13 protein-coding genes are annotated in these 16654 nt (G+C 50.7%); 3 read left to right on the forward strand and 10 right to left on the reverse strand.

Annotated features, from left to right (window positions below; translation table 11 throughout):
• Positions 1-20: 20 nt before the first annotated feature.
• A complete protein-coding gene (locus tag MUB35_RS16845) occupies positions 21-620 on the forward strand; it encodes a DUF1062 domain-containing protein (protein WP_187370645.1) in 600 nt (199 codons plus the stop codon).
• Between the two features lie 89 nt (positions 621-709).
• Here the strand turns inward: MUB35_RS16845 and nhaC are convergent, their stop codons facing one another.
• The 4 genes from nhaC to MUB35_RS16865 are packed head-to-tail and all read right to left on the reverse strand — an operon-like array spanning position 710 to position 5773.
• On the reverse strand, positions 710-2134 hold the full coding sequence (gene nhaC, locus MUB35_RS16850; protein WP_103731873.1) for a Na+/H+ antiporter NhaC: 1425 nt from the start codon (positions 2132-2134) through the stop codon (positions 710-712).
• Complete coding sequence (locus MUB35_RS16855; RefSeq protein ID WP_148393202.1) at positions 2131-3039, reverse strand: FAD binding domain-containing protein; 909 nt, start codon at positions 3037-3039, stop codon at positions 2131-2133. Before MUB35_RS16855 ends, nhaC begins: the two co-directional genes overlap by 4 nt.
• Complete coding sequence (locus tag MUB35_RS16860; RefSeq protein WP_148393203.1) at positions 3036-3509, reverse strand: (2Fe-2S)-binding protein; 474 nt, start codon at positions 3507-3509, stop codon at positions 3036-3038. The genes MUB35_RS16855 and MUB35_RS16860 overlap by 4 nt, the downstream gene beginning before the upstream one ends.
• The gene (locus MUB35_RS16865) at positions 3506-5773 is read right to left on the reverse strand and encodes a xanthine dehydrogenase family protein molybdopterin-binding subunit (protein ID WP_148393204.1); all 2268 of its coding nucleotides are present in this window, start codon (positions 5771-5773) and stop codon (positions 3506-3508) included. The genes MUB35_RS16860 and MUB35_RS16865 overlap by 4 nt, the downstream gene beginning before the upstream one ends.
• 173 nt (positions 5774-5946) lie before the next feature.
• Between MUB35_RS16865 and MUB35_RS16870 the strand changes: the two genes are divergently transcribed.
• Complete coding sequence (locus MUB35_RS16870) at positions 5947-9093, forward strand: AAA family ATPase (RefSeq protein ID WP_244806534.1); 3147 nt, start codon at positions 5947-5949, stop codon at positions 9091-9093.
• A gap of 52 nt (positions 9094-9145) precedes the next feature.
• On the opposite strand, the gene MUB35_RS16875 is transcribed toward MUB35_RS16870, so the two are convergent.
• Both MUB35_RS16875 and MUB35_RS16880 read right to left on the reverse strand, forming a co-directional pair.
• Positions 9146-9832, reverse strand: coding sequence for a FadR/GntR family transcriptional regulator (locus tag MUB35_RS16875; protein WP_331477546.1), 687 nt, complete (start codon positions 9830-9832; stop codon positions 9146-9148).
• Between the two features lie 104 nt (positions 9833-9936).
• Positions 9937-11079: a glycerate kinase family protein gene (locus MUB35_RS16880; protein ID WP_054351823.1), complete on the reverse strand. Its 1143-nt coding sequence runs from the start codon at positions 11077-11079 to the stop codon at positions 9937-9939.
• Between the two features lie 170 nt (positions 11080-11249).
• Between MUB35_RS16880 and MUB35_RS16885 the strand changes: the two genes are divergently transcribed.
• Complete coding sequence (locus MUB35_RS16885) at positions 11250-12335, forward strand: CdaR family transcriptional regulator (RefSeq protein WP_244806536.1); 1086 nt, start codon at positions 11250-11252, stop codon at positions 12333-12335.
• 20 nt (positions 12336-12355) lie between these two features.
• Here the strand turns inward: MUB35_RS16885 and MUB35_RS16890 are convergent, their stop codons facing one another.
• The 4 genes from MUB35_RS16890 to MUB35_RS16905 form a co-directional block, all read right to left on the reverse strand.
• A complete protein-coding gene (locus MUB35_RS16890) occupies positions 12356-13024 on the reverse strand; it encodes an HAD family hydrolase (RefSeq protein WP_244806537.1) in 669 nt (222 codons plus the stop codon).
• A gap of 38 nt (positions 13025-13062) precedes the next feature.
• Complete coding sequence (locus MUB35_RS16895; RefSeq protein WP_244806538.1) at positions 13063-13827, reverse strand: EFR1 family ferrodoxin; 765 nt, start codon at positions 13825-13827, stop codon at positions 13063-13065.
• Positions 13814-14197 (reverse strand): ArsR/SmtB family transcription factor, encoded by a 384-nt coding sequence (locus MUB35_RS16900; protein ID WP_227209843.1) that lies wholly within the window; start codon positions 14195-14197, stop codon positions 13814-13816. Before MUB35_RS16900 ends, MUB35_RS16895 begins: the two co-directional genes overlap by 14 nt.
• A 155-nt stretch (positions 14198-14352) precedes the next feature.
• Positions 14353-16623 (reverse strand): adenosylcobalamin-dependent ribonucleoside-diphosphate reductase, encoded by a 2271-nt coding sequence (locus MUB35_RS16905; RefSeq protein ID WP_227242738.1) that lies wholly within the window; start codon positions 16621-16623, stop codon positions 14353-14355.
• Positions 16624-16654 lie beyond the last annotated feature (31 nt).

A 16654-nucleotide genomic window follows, 5' to 3' on the forward strand; every position in this document is an offset into this window, starting at 1 on the left:
AACGCGAAAGGAATATGCATATGAGCTATTTAAAAGAGGAGACCTGGACCATACTCCCTGCCTCCTCCTATAAAATCATCAGAAACTGTCCGAAATGCGGCACAAAATCCCTGTTTCAAAGTACCGGGGATTTCCGCATCAACGCCAATGGAAAATGTGTGGATATCTGGCTGATCTACCAGTGCGAAAAGTGCAGGTCCACCTACAATCTGACTGTTTTTGAACGCATCAGCCCTCAAAAACTGCCCCGGAATCTGTATCAGAAATTCCAGGAAAACAACAGCAGCCTTGCCCTGAAAATCGGCACTGACAAGAAAATATTTGAGAAAAACCGGGCTGTTGTGAGGGAGGATTCTGTCTCTTACACCGTCTCCAAAAAAGAGGCATTTCCCTCTGTCTCCCGGCAAAATCCGACCGAAAACTGCCGGATGATCCATATCCAGAATCCGCATGACCTGAAAATCAGAACTGATAAATTTCTGGCCGAGCAGCTTTCTGTCTCCCGTTCCAAGATCAAACGCCTGTTTACAGAGGGCCTGCTGCGCGGCAGCAATGATGAGAATCTGGAAAAGATTCATCTCCCCCGCAGTCTGACTGTCCTTCTGGATATCGACCTCTGATACCTGACAAAATAATGAAACGGCAGAGAATGTCCTGACAAAAGACATTCCCTGCCGTATTCTTATTTCTTTCCAGTACCCTGAATCATTCATCCTGCATTTTCTGTTGCCGAAGCCGTATCTTTCTCCATCTTCTCAATGGTCCAACCCGTCTGCGCACAGATCAGAGACACAATGGGATTGATAAGATTCAGGAAACAGAACGGTGCATAAATCCCCGTTGTCACCCCAAGGACCCCTGAAAGAAACGCGGCATCTGTCCCCCATGGAACAAAGGGCGCACACAGGGTTCCTGTATCCTCCAAAGCCCTTGACAGATTCTTTGGATGCAGTCCTCTTTCTTTGTAAATATCCTTGAACATCCTCCCCGGAATAATCAGCGCCACATACTGCACGCCAGTGGCAAAATTGGTGAAAATTGTGGATAAAAGGGTTGCCGTTATGACTGTGGAATCCTTCCTGGCATTCTTCAGCGCCCGCTCAATAACTGTATTCACCATACCGCTCTTTTCCACGATACCTGCAAAGGAAAGTGAAATGAGAATGAGGCAGATGATCTCCATCATACTGGTCATGCCGCCCCGATTCAGCAGTTTGTCCACCTCTGCCACTCCTGTCTCAATGGAAAATCCGGAGAAGGCGGAGGAAATCACGGACTGCAGGTCAGCCCCCTGGAAAACCAATGCAAACACACATCCCAGAAATGCCACTGCGATCAGCCCAGGCAGCGCCGGTATCTTTTTGATCACCATGATAATGACCAGCACAGGCGGTATCAGCATGATTGGAGAGACATAGAAAATATCTTTCAACGTTGAGGTATACAGCTCCACCAGGGAGGAATCAAAATTATTCCCCGCGAATTTGATACCTATGATTCCGTACAGGATAAGTGCGATAATAAAGCTCGGCCCTGTGGTGTAGATCATATGGCGGATATGGGTAAAGATATCCGTCCCTGCCATGGCAGGCGCCAGATTGGTAGTATCGGACAGAGGGGACATCTTGTCACCAAAATACGCTCCTGATATAATGGCACCTGCTGTCATACCCGCGGGCACACCCAGCCCGCTGCCGATTCCCATCAGCGCCACACCGATGGTCCCCACTGTGGACCAAGAGCTTCCTGTGGCAGTAGCAATCACCGCACAGATCAGGCAGCTTGCCAGCAGAAAAACCGACGGGGATAAGATTTTCAGTCCGTAGTAGATCATGGTGGGCACGATTCCTCCCAGCAGCCAGACGCCGATGATAACACCAATTGCCAGAAGAATCAGAATCGCCGGTACAGCCGCCTTAATGGTATCCCCGATACCTTCCTGCAGTTCATCCCAGGAATATCCTGAACTCACAGCCACGATTCCAGCCACAATGGCCGCGATGAGCATTGCCACATGGGCAGGCCCCCCAAGACCGATTGTCACTGTCAGAAGTGCCGCAACTACAAATGCAAACACAAACACTGATTTAGAAAATGTCATATTTTTCTGCCGTTCTTTTTTCCCGCCACTCATAATTTTCCTTCTCCTTTTTTCCCTGTATGGAATGTGCTTTCTCTCTCTATCCAATCTGCCGCATCAAAAACGATTCCTTTTACCGCTCTTTCCTTGTACAGCTTTTCCGCCTCTGTTATCTTTAATTTTGATTCCCTGGTCCTGTTGCTTCTTATGCCTCTTATTTTATCAGCCAGCCACGCAGCGGCCTCCTCCCTGCTTTCCTCTGAATTTTCTCCGAGAAGATATGCCTTTTCAAACTCCACGGGCCTTATATCCACCGCCCCAATGAAGCCTTTCATGTCCTTCTTTTCATTATCCTCCTCTTTCCAGGAAATGCACAGGGAAATCTGCGCGATTGTGACCTCTCTTCGGCTTCCCAGCTTTACAAAACAACTTTTTCTTTCCTCCTCCAGGGGAAGCAGAATGGACGTTATAAGCTCATTTCTGCCCAGTAACGTGCACCCGTTTTCCAAAAGAAAAGATTCCGCATCCACACTGCGAATTCCGTTTTCTCCCAGGATCTCTATCTTCCCTCCGTACAGGAAGATACAGGGTATAATGTCACCGGCAGGTGAGGCATTTGCCAGACTGCCGCCCAGCGTTCCCTTGTTGCGTATCTGCTGGGATCCTACCTGACTGCAGGCCATGGCAAGCGCAGTAAAATATTTCCTGATAAAGGGATCTTCCGAAGCCTGGGTATGGGCAGCCATGGCACCGATTTTCAGCCATTCGCCCTGCCTTTCTATGGCTTTCAGTTCTTCCATCCTGCAAAGGCTTAAATACAGATCCGGCTCCTTTTTTCCTGACCTGATTTTCGGCATCAAGTCTGTACCGCCGGCCAGGATCACAGACTTTTCCGTCAGTCTCTGCAGATCCTCTTTCAGCTCACCCCAGCTTTTGGGCTGTAAATACTCTGTGCTCATACTGCACCTCCGTTCCCGCTGGCGGCCGCCTCATGAATGGCCTCCCGGATTTCCCGGTACCCGGAACATCTGCAGATATTTCCGGCAATGGCACGGTTTATCTCCTCCTGAGTGGGGTTGGGATTATGAAGAAGAAGCGCCTTGGCGGACATTACCATGCCGCTGGTGCAGAATCCGCATTGAACAGCACTTTTTTTGATAAAAGCCTTCTGAATGGCATCCAGCTCACCGTTCTTTTCCAGTCCTTCAATGGTCAGCAGCTCGCTGTCCTCCAACTGTCCGGCAACAGCAAGGCAGGAATGGATGGCCTGTCCGTTTAAGACCACAGTGCAGGCACCGCACTCCCCCTCCCCGCACCCTTCCTTGGTGCCGGTCAGATGCAGATCCTCCCTGATAAAATCCAGAAGCCGTTTTTCCCCCGGAACCTCCATGGTCTTCTGCTCTCCATTTAATACAAAATTCAATCTCATACTGTTTTTCCCTCCAATGCTTCCAGAATGACCGCAGGTGTCAGGGGAAGCCTGGTCAGATTTGTTCCCAGCGCATCGTTGACCGCTGCCACAATGGCAGGCGCCACAGGCACTACCACCACTTCCCCTATGGATTTCGCCCCAAACGGGCCGCTGTTCTCAGGCTCTTCAATCAGCAGAGTCTGGTAGTCAGGCAGGTCACAGGCATTGGCCACCTCATAATTCTTAAAATTCGTTATGAGTGTCTGCCCTGTCACCGGATGTATTTTGATCTCCTCGCAGAGCGCCATTCCCATTCCCTGCTGAATACCGCTTCCAATCTGCCCTCTGCAGAGGTCAGGATTGATGGCTTTGCCAATATCATGTACAGACAGGCAGTGCATAATCTTCGTCATGCCCGTATAAGTGTCCACCTGTACCTCTGTAAAATGAGCTGCTGCCACGCCGGGATTTTCTCCGGCATTGGTGGTATTGGCATAGTAGATATCCTGTCCCATGGTCTGAATGGAATACCGGATGACTTCCGGCAGAGATATCCGCACGGTCTCCTCCATCTCCTTAAAAAACTCACCTGCCCGGTAGCGAAGAAAGCTTTTGCTGCATCCAAGGGCTGCCGCTGCCGTCTCCCTTGCCATTTCCAGAATGTGCTCACAGCACTGCTTCACAGACTGCCCCAGGGAATATACTGTCCTGCTGGCGTAACAGCCGTAATCGTAAAGGCTGTTCTGTGTATCCGCCTCGTTCAGCTCAATCTTCTCCAGACCGATCTCCATGATTTCGGACGCGATCTTCTTCATAGCCATCACAGTTCCGCAGCCGTGGTCATGGATTCCCACATGGATGATCAGGCTGCCGTCCTCCTGGATTCTGGCGGCTGCTGACGCCACATCCACCCTGTAAGGATAAAAGGAGCTGGTGTGGGATGCCAGCGCCATACCGATTCCGTATCGGTATCTTCTCTGTTCCCTGTTTCTTTTTTTACAGGCTTCTTTCCTTTCTTCCCAGCAAAAGACCTCCCGCCCTTTTAACAGACACTCCTGGAAATGGACATTTCCCACCGGAATCTTATGTACCACTTCTGTCTCATAGGGATAAAGGATGTTCTTCAGCCTGAATTCCACAGGGTCCATTCCCATCTCCCTGCACACCATATTCCAGTGGTTCTCTAAGAGCAGTGCCTCCTCACATGATCCCCAGCTTCGGAAACTTCCGTTTATCGGAGTATTGGTACAGACCACCCGGGCGTCAAAATGTATGTTTGGCATACGGTACACCTTTGCTATCTTCTCCCCAATGGTGGACGCATACCCCCTGGATACCGTAAGGTATGCGCCGGCATCCAGGGTACAGGACATGGACAGCCCCTCTATGGTTCCGTCCTTTCTGATCCTGCTCTTCACGGTTCCGTCCAGGCTATGCTTCATCATGGTATTCACAATCTGCTCTTCTCTTGTATACACCAGCTTTACATCTGCCTCCAGCATTCTGGCAGCATACGCGGTCAGCGGCTCCAGCAGTGTCTCCTGTCTGACTCCAAAGGACCCGCCCATGGGCGCCTTGATCACACGTACTCTTGCGTAGGGCATCCCCAGATACTGCGCCACTGTGCTTCTGACGCCAAACACGGACTGGCAGCCCGACCATATGGTGAGCTTATCCGACGAGGCATCATACGCAGCCCTGCAGGACTGTGTCTCCATAGCCAGATGCGTCATTCTTCCGATATGGGATCTGCTCTCATGGAAGAACTCTCCCCGGGCTGTCTCAAAGTCCCCGTATTCAAAGGAAGGGACCTCATAGACATTTCCATCTCCGTGCAGGGGCAGTGCCTCCAAAGCTGCTGCCTCCTCCACAGATATGGCTGCCGGAAGTTCCTCGTATTCCACTGTGATCAGCTCACATGCTTTTGCTGCCGTCTCCTCCGAATCCGCCACAACTGCCGCCACCCTTTCACCCAGAAAGCGGACATGCCTGTCAAAGAGCTTTTCCTGGTTAGGTACATTTTCCCAGGCTTCCACTCTGCCCCTGTCGTAACAGATATCCGGGGTGTTTTCACAGGAGTACACTGCCGCCACCCCCGGAAGTGCCAGCGCTTTTTCTGCATCCACCCGGCGGATGATCCCGTGGGCAACCGTCCCTGCCTTCAGCCGCATATGGAGCATACCCAAAGACTGCATGTCACTGCAGTATCTGACCCGCCCGGTCACCTTGCCGTAAGCCTGGTCATTTGACAATTCCTTTCCAATTACCTTGTATTTTTCCATTTTTTCCACCGTTTACTGCCTCTCGGATTTTATTTTTTCAAGCATACAGGCACCGTATCAAAAAAATATCAAAAAAGAAGTGTCAAAAAAAAATTATTTTAATTGTAATCTTTTGACGCCTAATTTATAATAAGGAATAACATGATAGTAAAGCTTTTGACAGGAGGTATTTTATGAGTCAGCAACTGGCGGTATCCATGCTGGGCAGCCCTTCCATCCTGCTGGACGGGTCTCCCCTTGTTTTTCCCTATCGGCAGGCAGAAGCCATTCTGTATTACCTTTTTCTGAACAAAGCAGTGAATAAATATACCCTTGCTGACCTTATATGGGAGGATAAATGTTCGGAGGAGAAGACGAACTCCAATCTGAGAAATGCCTTTTATATCATCCGGAAGAATCTCGGGAAGGACTTTCTGGTAAAAGAATCCGGGGATATCATCAGGATCAATCCGGCCCTTTTTCCGATGCTGGACACAGACCTGTTTCTGAAGGATGAAGACAATACAGGACTATACAGAGGTGATTTCCTGGAGGGCTTTTACCTGAAAAATAATGTATCCTTCAATGAGTGGGTAACCAACACCCGGCAGGTCTTCAAGGCCCATTACCTGAAAAAACTGCACCGCGCCATCTCCCGGCACTATGATTCCGGAAATTTTGAGCTTTGTGAGTCCCTCTGCCAAAAACAGATGCAGATAAACGAATTCGATGAAACTGCCTACAAATACCTGATGCAGATCTATCTGTCCAGAAAGGAATACACCCAGGCCCTGCACATCTATAACTGTCTGGAATCCCTGCTGGAACAAGAGCTTTTTGAAACTCCCGCAAAAGAAATACAGGACCTGGCCCTTGCCATCGAGCAGACCTGGAACGAGGAAGTGAACAAGATTCTGGAGGGCAAAAAAGAACTGAAATCCCCCAGACATATTTCCTCTGTCTTCTGTGGAAGGGAAGCAGAACTGGAGCGTATGGAAAAGAACCTGTCCTCTCTCGGTCAGGATGATCCGGTACGGCACATGCTGCTTCTGGGCGAAGCCGGGGTCGGAAAAACGCGGCTGGCAAATCAGGCACTATCCCCCCAAAACCTGCCGGCAGATACCCTTCTGCTCACCTCCCGCTGCTACTGTGCGGAGGAAAAATACATATTAAAACCATGGCAGAAACCTGTGCGGGAGCTCCTGCAGTATCTCACAGACACGGGGAATGCGGCGCAGCATATGTCTCTTGTACAGAGCATACAGGCACTATTCCCCTTCACTCAGGAGCAGTGTCATCCCATGCCGGACGCTGATGACATCTCCACCCTGGATTACAAAAGCATACAGAGTATCTTTGTCAATGGCCTGATCCGTCTGTCCTGCTGCGTGCCTCTTGTTTTCTTTTTTGACGACATACAGTGGGCGGATAAAGTGAGTCTTTCCCTCATGAGGGATATCATCACCAGCCTGAAGGACTACAGCCGGCAGAACCTCCTTTTCCTGTTCGCTGCCCGCAGCGGTCTGGAGGGAGATGCGGAACGTTTTGCCGAGGATATGTGTTCCATCGGCCAATTGGAATACATCGCTGTGAACCGCTTTGACTACCGGGACACCATATCCCTTGCCTCCTGTCTGCTGCCCGGATATGCTTTCACAGACAGTGTGAAAGAACAGTTATTTCATGAGACAGAGGGCAACGCGCTTTTTATCACAGAGGCTGTCAACACCATAAAATATCACGGCTCCCCTGATGATATCACCCCAAATATGCGCAATATCATCAAGCAGCGTGTGGCTCCCGTACCCCCGGAATACCGTCAGATTCTGAATCTTGTGTCCATATTTTTTGACGGGGTATCCTATGACTGCCTCTCGGTCCTCTCCCGGAAGGAAGACTATGAGCTGGTGGAAATTCTTGAATATCTTCTGAACAAGGATCTGCTGAAAGAGGATATGGACCAGGAAAACACCTTTTTCTCCTTCTCCCATCAGAAGATCATGGAGTATGTATACGACGAAATGTCATGGACGAAAAAGAGAATCCTCCATAATAAAGCTGGCCATTATTTAGAGGGCCGCCTCCTGGGAGGCCCTGCCGATATGGCACTGTATCCCAAGCTGATCTTTCACTTTGAGAGAGGGGCCAACCGGCAGAAATATCTGAAATATGCGGTCAAATATCTATACAATTACCTGAATGTGACCCACGAATTCTTTCCGATCATCGGTCATAACCTGACCCTGTTCACACTGGATATGAGGGAGGAGACAAGTGACCGCCTGTCAGCGGATCTTAGCATTATTGAGGATCTGCTGTACACGGTGGAGAACAAGGTAAATGAATCTTCTTTTGAATTGTTTGACGGGGAGAATTCCAGGGAGGAACAGCTTGAGATCCTGTCCGATTATCTGCACATGATAGGACGGCATTATATACGGATATGCAGCTATGAGAAAGGCCTGTCCTACATTTTCAAATTAAAGGAACTGAACCGGCAAACACCCACCCCCTTTCAGCTCACCAAGCTTCTGCAGGCGAACCGCCAGTTGATCTGCGTATACATCAACCGATATGAGCCCGATAAAATGGAAGAAATCGTATCCGAATCCCTGCAGCTTCTGGCACACACAGATTTCACGGATGAGGTGGCTATCTGGAAGCGGCTGCAGGGCCTGGGCGATATTATGAAAGGCAGTCTTAAGAAAGGGATTTCCCATCTGCAGGAAGCCATTGCAATCTTCAGCAATTCTCCTGCCAGGGACGAGCATCTGTACAATCTGGCTGCCGCCTATTCCTGGATTGGGGAGGCATTCCGGCATTCCATGGAGTATGAAAAGGCCATGGAGTATTATGAAAAAGCCCTGAAGATCAGCGGAAGCAACTTCCTGGTCAGCGGCGTATCTGTCTTCTACGCCTACGCGGGCATGGCAGCATGCGACAACGGCAGCCTCTGCTCTGCCGAAAAATATCTGACAGAGTCCATCGCGCGCTACGAACAGGGAAACCTTATGTGGGGGCGCAGCCTTCCTTATTCCTATTATTCCCGGATACTTTTGGAAAAAGGAGCGTGCAATGAAGCCCTGGCGCACCTGAAGACAGCGCTCGGCTATGCGGAAAAACTGGAAAATCCTTATGAAATGGGAATCATATACCGTATTTACGCGCAAATAAAAGCCGGCATCTATTCGGCTTGTGATAACGACATATCTGTACAAAATGCACTGCCCGCGGACGCGGCATATTATTACCATGAGGCGTGCCGTATGCTCAGGGATGTATATTCCCCCGTGGATGAACAATATCTGGATGCGGTCGCGGAAAAAATTTCAGAAAATTAAAAAAGCCTGCCAATCAGATCCGATTCTGATTGGCAGACTTCTTTTTCACGTATCAAGGTCTGTCCTTGGGAATATCAAGCTGTTCGATGGCATGCATCATATGGATCTTCATGGCATACCTGGCGCCCTCTGCATTTCTGCTCTGCAGAAACTGCATAAGCATCCTGTGGTCCGAAACTGTATTTTCCTCCGCCTCACGCTTCTCCCTGGAAAGTGTCACGCCCTTGTCAATGGCAGAAAAAAGGATAGGCATTAGACGGTTCATGAACTCATTATGAGTGGCTCTGGCAATGGCCTTGTGAAATTCCTGCTCCACTGCCCTTCTGTCCCTGCCCTCCAATATCAGCTCCTCTATCTGCTCCCCCAGCTCCAGAATCCGTTCCAGTTCCCTGTCTGTAGCCCGTCTTGCCGCATAGTAGGCAGCCTCCGGCTCAAAGATCAGACGCATCTCATACAGATCTCCTGCATCCACTCTGGCTGCTGTCAGATCAGACAAAGCATCCATGGAGGGGTCCGCAAAATCTTCTCTGACATACGTGCCCCTTCCGCGCCGGATCTCCACCACCCGGCCTGCTGCCAGTATGCGGAATGCCTCGCGCAGCGTGGTGCGGCTCACCTGCAGTATCTCTGAAAATTCATTTTCATTGGGAAGCTTATCCCCCGGTTTAAACTTTTTATCCACCACGATCATGGACAGGATGCTATCCGCTACCCTGTCTGACAGCCTTTTCTGTGCCATTTCCATTCTCCCTGCTTCTGTACACATATTTTCTTTATACATTCTACCATGTCATGCCCCATCGTACAACCGCGGGATATTTCAGGTGCGGAAATTAAATGTTCTTACGCACGGAAAGCATGTATCAGCCGGAAGACCTGTTCCGCCGTATCTGCCATATTTGCCCTGGCATTTTGCGGTTCCATGGCCTCATCCAGTGTGGTGACACCCCGCAGAATAGGGAAGAACGCGTCTATCCCTTTTTCATTGCAGGCCCGTGCATCCTTTGTCACACTCCCGGCAAAGGCAATGACAGGTTTTCCGTATTTCTTTGCAAGCTCCGCCACGCCCACAGGAGCTTTTCCCATGGCGGTCTGTCCGTCCAGCCTGCCCTCTCCGGTGATGACCAGGTCTGCCTCTTTTACATAGTCCTCCAGCCTGGTCTCCTCCAGAACGATACGGATGCCGGACTCCAGAACCGCATTGGTAAAGGTAAGGAATGCGAATCCAAGCCCTCCTGCTGCTCCGGTTCCCGGGTACATGGGGTCTGCCTTCGGAAAACTCTTCTGCGCCAGTGACGCGTATCTGCCCAGCCATTCATCCATCTGGATGATCATAGATGGCGTAGCCCCCTTCTGCGGCCCGTACACTGCACTGCTGCCCTGCTCTCCGCACAGTACATTTGTCACATCACAGGCAACCTTGAACTCACACTCTGCCAGTCCCGGAATCACATGGTCCGCACTTACAGAGACCAGTTCCGAAAGCCCCTCTGCCCCGTATCTCACCTGTTCTCCCGCGGCATTCAGGAAATCGAAGCCCAGAGCCTGCAGCATGCCAATGCCGCCGTCGTTGGTGGCACTGCCCCCAATGCCCACAATAAATCTTCTGCAGCCCTTTTCAATGGCATCCCTTATCACTTCCCCCACACCGTAAGTGGTGGTGTGAAGGGGATTTCTCTCCTTCGGTGCAAGCAGTGTAATGCCCGCTGCCCCTGACATCTCTATAATGGCTGTCTTCGTATCCTCAATGATACCGTATTCACATGTTACCGGTTTTCCGAGGGGACCTGTAACGGTAACGCGCTGAATCTCTCCGTTCATACCGCCCACCAGCGCCTCCACGGTGCCCTCGCCGCCGTCCGCCAGAGGCCGGATTTCCACTTCAGCCTCCGCGCACGCCCGGAGAATCCCTTCCCGTACAGCACTGCCCGCCTCCATGGACGACAGACTTCCCTTCAGTGAATCAATGGCTGTCACTACTCTCATATCTTTCTTCCTCCCGTATCTCTTTTTTTCTAATATACCAAAAACCCGGTTTTCCGAAAATGTTATATATAATAATTTTTTTAATCTTTTCTTTAAATTTATGGTATTTGTACCAATACCCTGTTATACTTTATCCAGATTCATTTTAACACGGAAAGGGGAAATCTCCTATGGACAATCCTATTGATAAAAAACTGGCGCAGCAGATTGTAGCGACCGTAAAAGACGTGTGCGGACAAAATGTAAATTTTATTGACCATACAGGCATCATCTATGCCAGCACAGATGAAAAGAGAATCGGAAGTTTTCATGAAATCGGAAAACAGGCCGCTGAAAAAGGAGAAATGCTGGAGGCAGATACGGACAGCCAGTTTGCCGGAACCCAGAAGGGTGTCAACCTGCCCATCTTTCATAACGGCTCCCTGGTGGCAGTCATCGGCATCAGCGGGCCTCCTGACCAGGTGCGCAAGTATGCCTATCTGGCGGAACGTATCACCGTTCTTCTGATCCGGGAGAGGGAGCTTAACACCTTCAGCCGCACCCAGGCGGAGAAGATGCACTATGTCATCCATTCTCTGATCAACCGGGAGAACCTGTCCCAGGCTTATCTGCTGAATACCCTGGAACATTTTCAGATCAGCCGAAACGGCAGGTACCGACTGCTGCAGATCCATATCCACTCCGGCAGGTCTCCTATGAATACCGCGGAGGCGGAGCAGAAAATACAACGGCTGTTTTCCCGCACCGACATCACGCTTTACACCTTCAACTTTCCCAGTGAATACCTGGCTGTGGCGGACAGCCGCAGGTTTCCTGTGATCTCCCCCATCCTGGAAGAATTTGCCGTCTCCCAGAAAGGGCTGCTGAAAATAGCCGTTGGCAAAAGCTGTCCCATTTTCCAGCTCTCAGAGTCCGGCCATACGGGAACTGCCGCGATGAAAAGCATTGCATCCTCCGATATCCGGCATTATGCGGTCTTTGACGACCTTACTCTGGAACTTGTCCTGGCCTCCGTGGACGAGGGCTGCCGAGCGGAATACCTCAGAAAGACCCTGGACGCGCTGGACGCAGAGGATATTTCCCTGCTGTCAGCCTATTTTGAGGAGGATATGTCTCTGGGGCACACCAGCAGCAGACTGTTTCTTCATAAGAACACGCTCCAATATAAATTAGACCGCATTTACAAAAAATGCGGCCTGAACCCCAGAAGATTCCGCGATGCCACGGTCCTGTATCTGGCCCTGAAACTGTCCTGATCTTCTCACATCTGACTTTCTCACGCTTGATTTTCTAACAATGGAAGGGCTTCCGTAAGTGAGTGGATCACAGTGACCCCCTCACAGGTCTTATCACCCTTTCTGTCAAGCAGCAAAGCCGTGATCCCCGCCGCTGCCGCTCCCGCAACGTCTGAGGTGACAGAATCCCCGATATGGATGACCTCCTCCGGGCCAAGGCCGCTCACCTCCAGAGCTTTTTGGAAGATTTCCCGGTGGGGCTTATATGCCCTCACCATATCCCCGCAGATGATACCGGCCGGGTGCAGGTCCTTGTCCCGCATGCCTTCCTCCACATAGGAGAGGCCATTGTTGCTGATCACATAGATGGGCACCCTGCATTTTTCAAAGAACTCTGCCGAATCGGGAAATGCCGGCGCATACATCCAAAACCGCTGGCAAAGCCTGTGCAGCTCCTCAAAATTCTCTTTGAGATGTATTTTCCGGGCACACTCCTCCAGTGCCCGGTCCACGATCTCATCCTCTGTGATATAGCTGTCCTTATAACTGACGGCTTCAAAATTCTTGATCAGCTTCCACCAGTAGGCCAGCATTGCCTCCATACTTTCCATATCACTGTTTCTGTAACATCGCTTCAGCATCTCCATGCCGTCCGGACCGCCCTCCTCAATGATAGTGCCTGTGTAATCCAAAAATACTGCCTTTATCATCTATCTGTTTCCTGCCTTTCATAAATTCACGCCTGCAGTCAGAGGTATATTTTATTTTCCTTTCTGCCGCTGCAGGTCTTTTTCATTTTTACGGAGGCTGCCTTCCGCAGAATCCGGTTTACGTCCCTCGCCTTCCGGGGACAGACGGAAATACAGCGCATACAGGAAATACATTTCTCCTTGTCCACCTCCGACGGATTGCTCTTCGGAATTGCGCCTGCCGGACATTTTGCGGCACAAATTCCGCATTTCGTGCAGGATTTGCCGGCTTTTGGCTTCAGGGGAATGCCGCTGTAGCTTCTGTATGGTTTATTTCCCGGCACGCTTACGCTCTTCCCTTCAGCCTGTCCATCCAGCTTTTCTTTTATTTTCTTTGAAAATGCCTGCAGTTCTGCCCTGTCCTTCTCATCCGGCCTTCCTGCACCGAACTGCCTCATAACCGAATGCTCCGCCACAGCCGCAGATGCCGCTGCACAGCGAAACCCAGCATCCGTAAGGGCCTCTTTAAGCTCCAGCAGCGTGTCATCAAAATCCCTGTTTCCGTACACTGCCGCAAGGACCGCCCGCGCCCCGCATCCCTTCATCTGCCCAAGCGCGTTAAGAGCTGCCTCCGGCACCCTTCCCCCAAAAGAGGGAACGCCTACAATGCAGACATCTTCCTTTTCAAAGACATACCCTGTATAATCTTTCCCGAAAACCGACAGGTCAATCTCCTGTTTTTCTTCCCTCCAGGCACTGCCCAGCATATCTGCCACCTTTTTCGTCCCGCCTGTGGGGCTGAAATAAATATTATATATTTTCATTCTCTGTCCTCTCCTTTACCTTTTCCGGGCATACATCCATCATTTCCTCTGCATCCCTCCACAGTTCTGCCACCAGCTTCAGGCTGCTGCTTTTCGGATCCAGATAATAAAAATTCATGGTTCCCCGTCTGTTCACCGCAATGATTCCGGCCTCCATCAATATTTTCAGATGGTGGGACACTGCAGTGCGGGAAATGTTAGTGTTCTTCTGAATCTGTCCCACACGCAGTCCTCCCTCCCCGCAGTGCTCGATCAGAGTCCGGATCATATGCTGCCTCGTCTCATCCCCAATCGCAGAGAGCGCAGGCTGGCAGAGGACAAATTTTTCCGCAAACCGTTTTCTGCGCTCCTCCAGCGTGATTTCTTCCATACGAATCCTCCAATGGTCAATATTTATTGACTATTATAGGACATATCCGGCTGTACTTCAACATTGGTAAAGAAAATCGGGTTCATGAAACAGACCGCCGTATAGCCTGTTCCCAAACTGTACGGCGGTCCCTTATTCCTCTGTTCTGTGATTCATTAATGGCATTTGCTCCATCCGCAGCTCTTACAGATGTTGCACCCCTCTTCAAAGACAAGAGCCTCCCCGCACTCCGGGCAGTATATCTTGTCCGTCTCCGGTCCGGTCACTGCTTTGGCTTTTGGAGCCTTCTTGTGGGAACGTCCGCCCAGGTCTTTCTCCTTCTGGGCAAGCTCTGCCTGCATCTCATTATACATATCCATCAGGGCATTACCCACGGCCATAGGACAGCATGCCCCTTTGCTGGTATCTTTCCTCGTCACCCGGCGCGCCGTGTAGGACGGACAGGAGCCGCTGGAATTGAGCTGGTCCACAATGGTCTCAATGTCAATCCCGCCTCTGGCACTGATGGAGATCATTCTGGAAAGTCCGACCATGAAGTTGTTGCAGCCTCCCGTGGAACCTTTGCTCAGGTAAGTTTCCAAAAGCGCACCTGTATGGGGATCAAAAAGCGCAATACAGTGAAGACTGCCGCAGCCGGTGATCAGCTTCCGCTTCTTGCCCACCACATCGTCTGTGACCAGAATGATATCGCCTCTCTTCAGTCCCTCTCCTGCTGCCACCTTTTTCGTCTCCTTGGTGTTCAGTATCCCTGTCCGTCTGCAGCCGTCGCGGAAGATAGTGATTCCCTTCAGCCCGCTCTCATAGGCGTACAGATACAGGCTCTCTGTCTCCTCCACGGTAAAGCTGTTCGGCACATTCACAGTGGAGCTGATGGACGCGTCAATATGCTTCTGCCACACAGACTGCATGTCAATCCTCTGTCGGTAGTCCAGTGTCATGGCTGTGACAAAATACTCCGGCAGGGACTTGTCATCCTTTATCTCAAACTGCTTCATATAGTTTTCCACGATCTTTGTGTACACCTTGTAATACACATCCGTCCCGTGCAGGGATTCTGTCTTCCGCTCATAGTAATTGGCATAGACAGGCTCAATGCCGCCGGAAATACCCAGCATGGTGGACAGGGTTCCCGTAGGCGCAATGGTCAGAAGCTGTGAATTGCGAAGGCCGTATTTGCCCACAAGATCTCTCGTCTTCTCCGTGGTATTTGCCATAAAATACGGGGTCTCCATGATTTCCTCCACGCAGCAGGCCGGAAATGCACCTTTGTCCCTGGCAAGTCTGGCGGAAGCCGCAATAGCGGCGTCTGCCATGGCAAAACCAATCTTATCGCACATCTCCACCGCCTCGGTCTCCCCATAGGTGATTCCCAGTTTGATCAGGGCATCTGCAAGCCCCATGATGCCAAGACCGATCTGGCGCCATTTTTCCACGCTCTCCCTCTGCTCGTCCAACGGATGCAGGGGCAGCCCCTCTTCCAGGACTTCATTCAATGCGTTCACGGATGCCTGCACACACTTCTTAAAGCTGTCGAAATCAAAGAACGCCGTATCTGTAAACGCATTCTGCACAAACTCCGCCAGGTTCACACTTCCCAGCAGACAGCTCCCCCCTGCGGGAAGCGGCTCCTCTGCGCATGGATTTACGCCCGCGTAGGCAAAATCCTCTGTATTACTCAGCAGGTTCCACCCTGTGATACGGTCCCAGAACAGGGCGCCCGGCTCTGCAAAATCCCAGTTTGTCTCCGCGATCCTTCTGAACAGTTCCCTGGCATTGACAGTCTTCTCGATCACTTCCCCGGTAACTTCCCGTGTGTAGTGCAGAAGATAGTCCTTATTCTCCTTGACAGCTTCCATAAAATCCTCATGGATGCGGATGGAAATATTGGCCTTTGTCACCTTATCCAGGTCTGTCTTCAGATCAATAAACTCCTGCACATCCGGGTGGGAGCAGTCTATGGAGATCATAAGCGCGCCCCGCCTTCCGTTCTGTCCGATCAGGGAAGTGACAAGGGAGTACAGTTCCATAAAAGATACGGAACCGCTTGTCTCCTTGGCCGCATTGTTGATCTTGGCCCCTCTGGGACTTAATTTTGATATATCAATGCCGCACCCTCCGCCGTAGCTGTAGGTCCGCGCCAGTTTTCTCGCACAGTCAAAAATACTTTCGATCTCATCTTCCGGTGGTGTAATGACATAACAGTTGGAATACGTCACCTTTCTGTTCTGCTTCTGAAGTCCTCTGTTGGAAAGGATCCTGCCGCCGAACAGGAATTTCTTCTGCCGGATATACTCTCCAATCTCCTCATTTCCCCCGCTGATCCTTGTAAGCCAGGCCTCGAAATCCTCATTTTCGCAGCAGTATTTCTTTGCCCAGATATCCATACCAAGCTGGTTCTCCTCTCCCAGCCACTCTTCTATTGTCATGTTATCGCTCCTTATCCAGATTTAGTCAACG

This window comes from Blautia sp. NSJ-175, assembly GCF_022867815.1.
Lineage (GTDB): Bacteria > Bacillota > Clostridia > Lachnospirales > Lachnospiraceae > Blautia > Blautia celeris.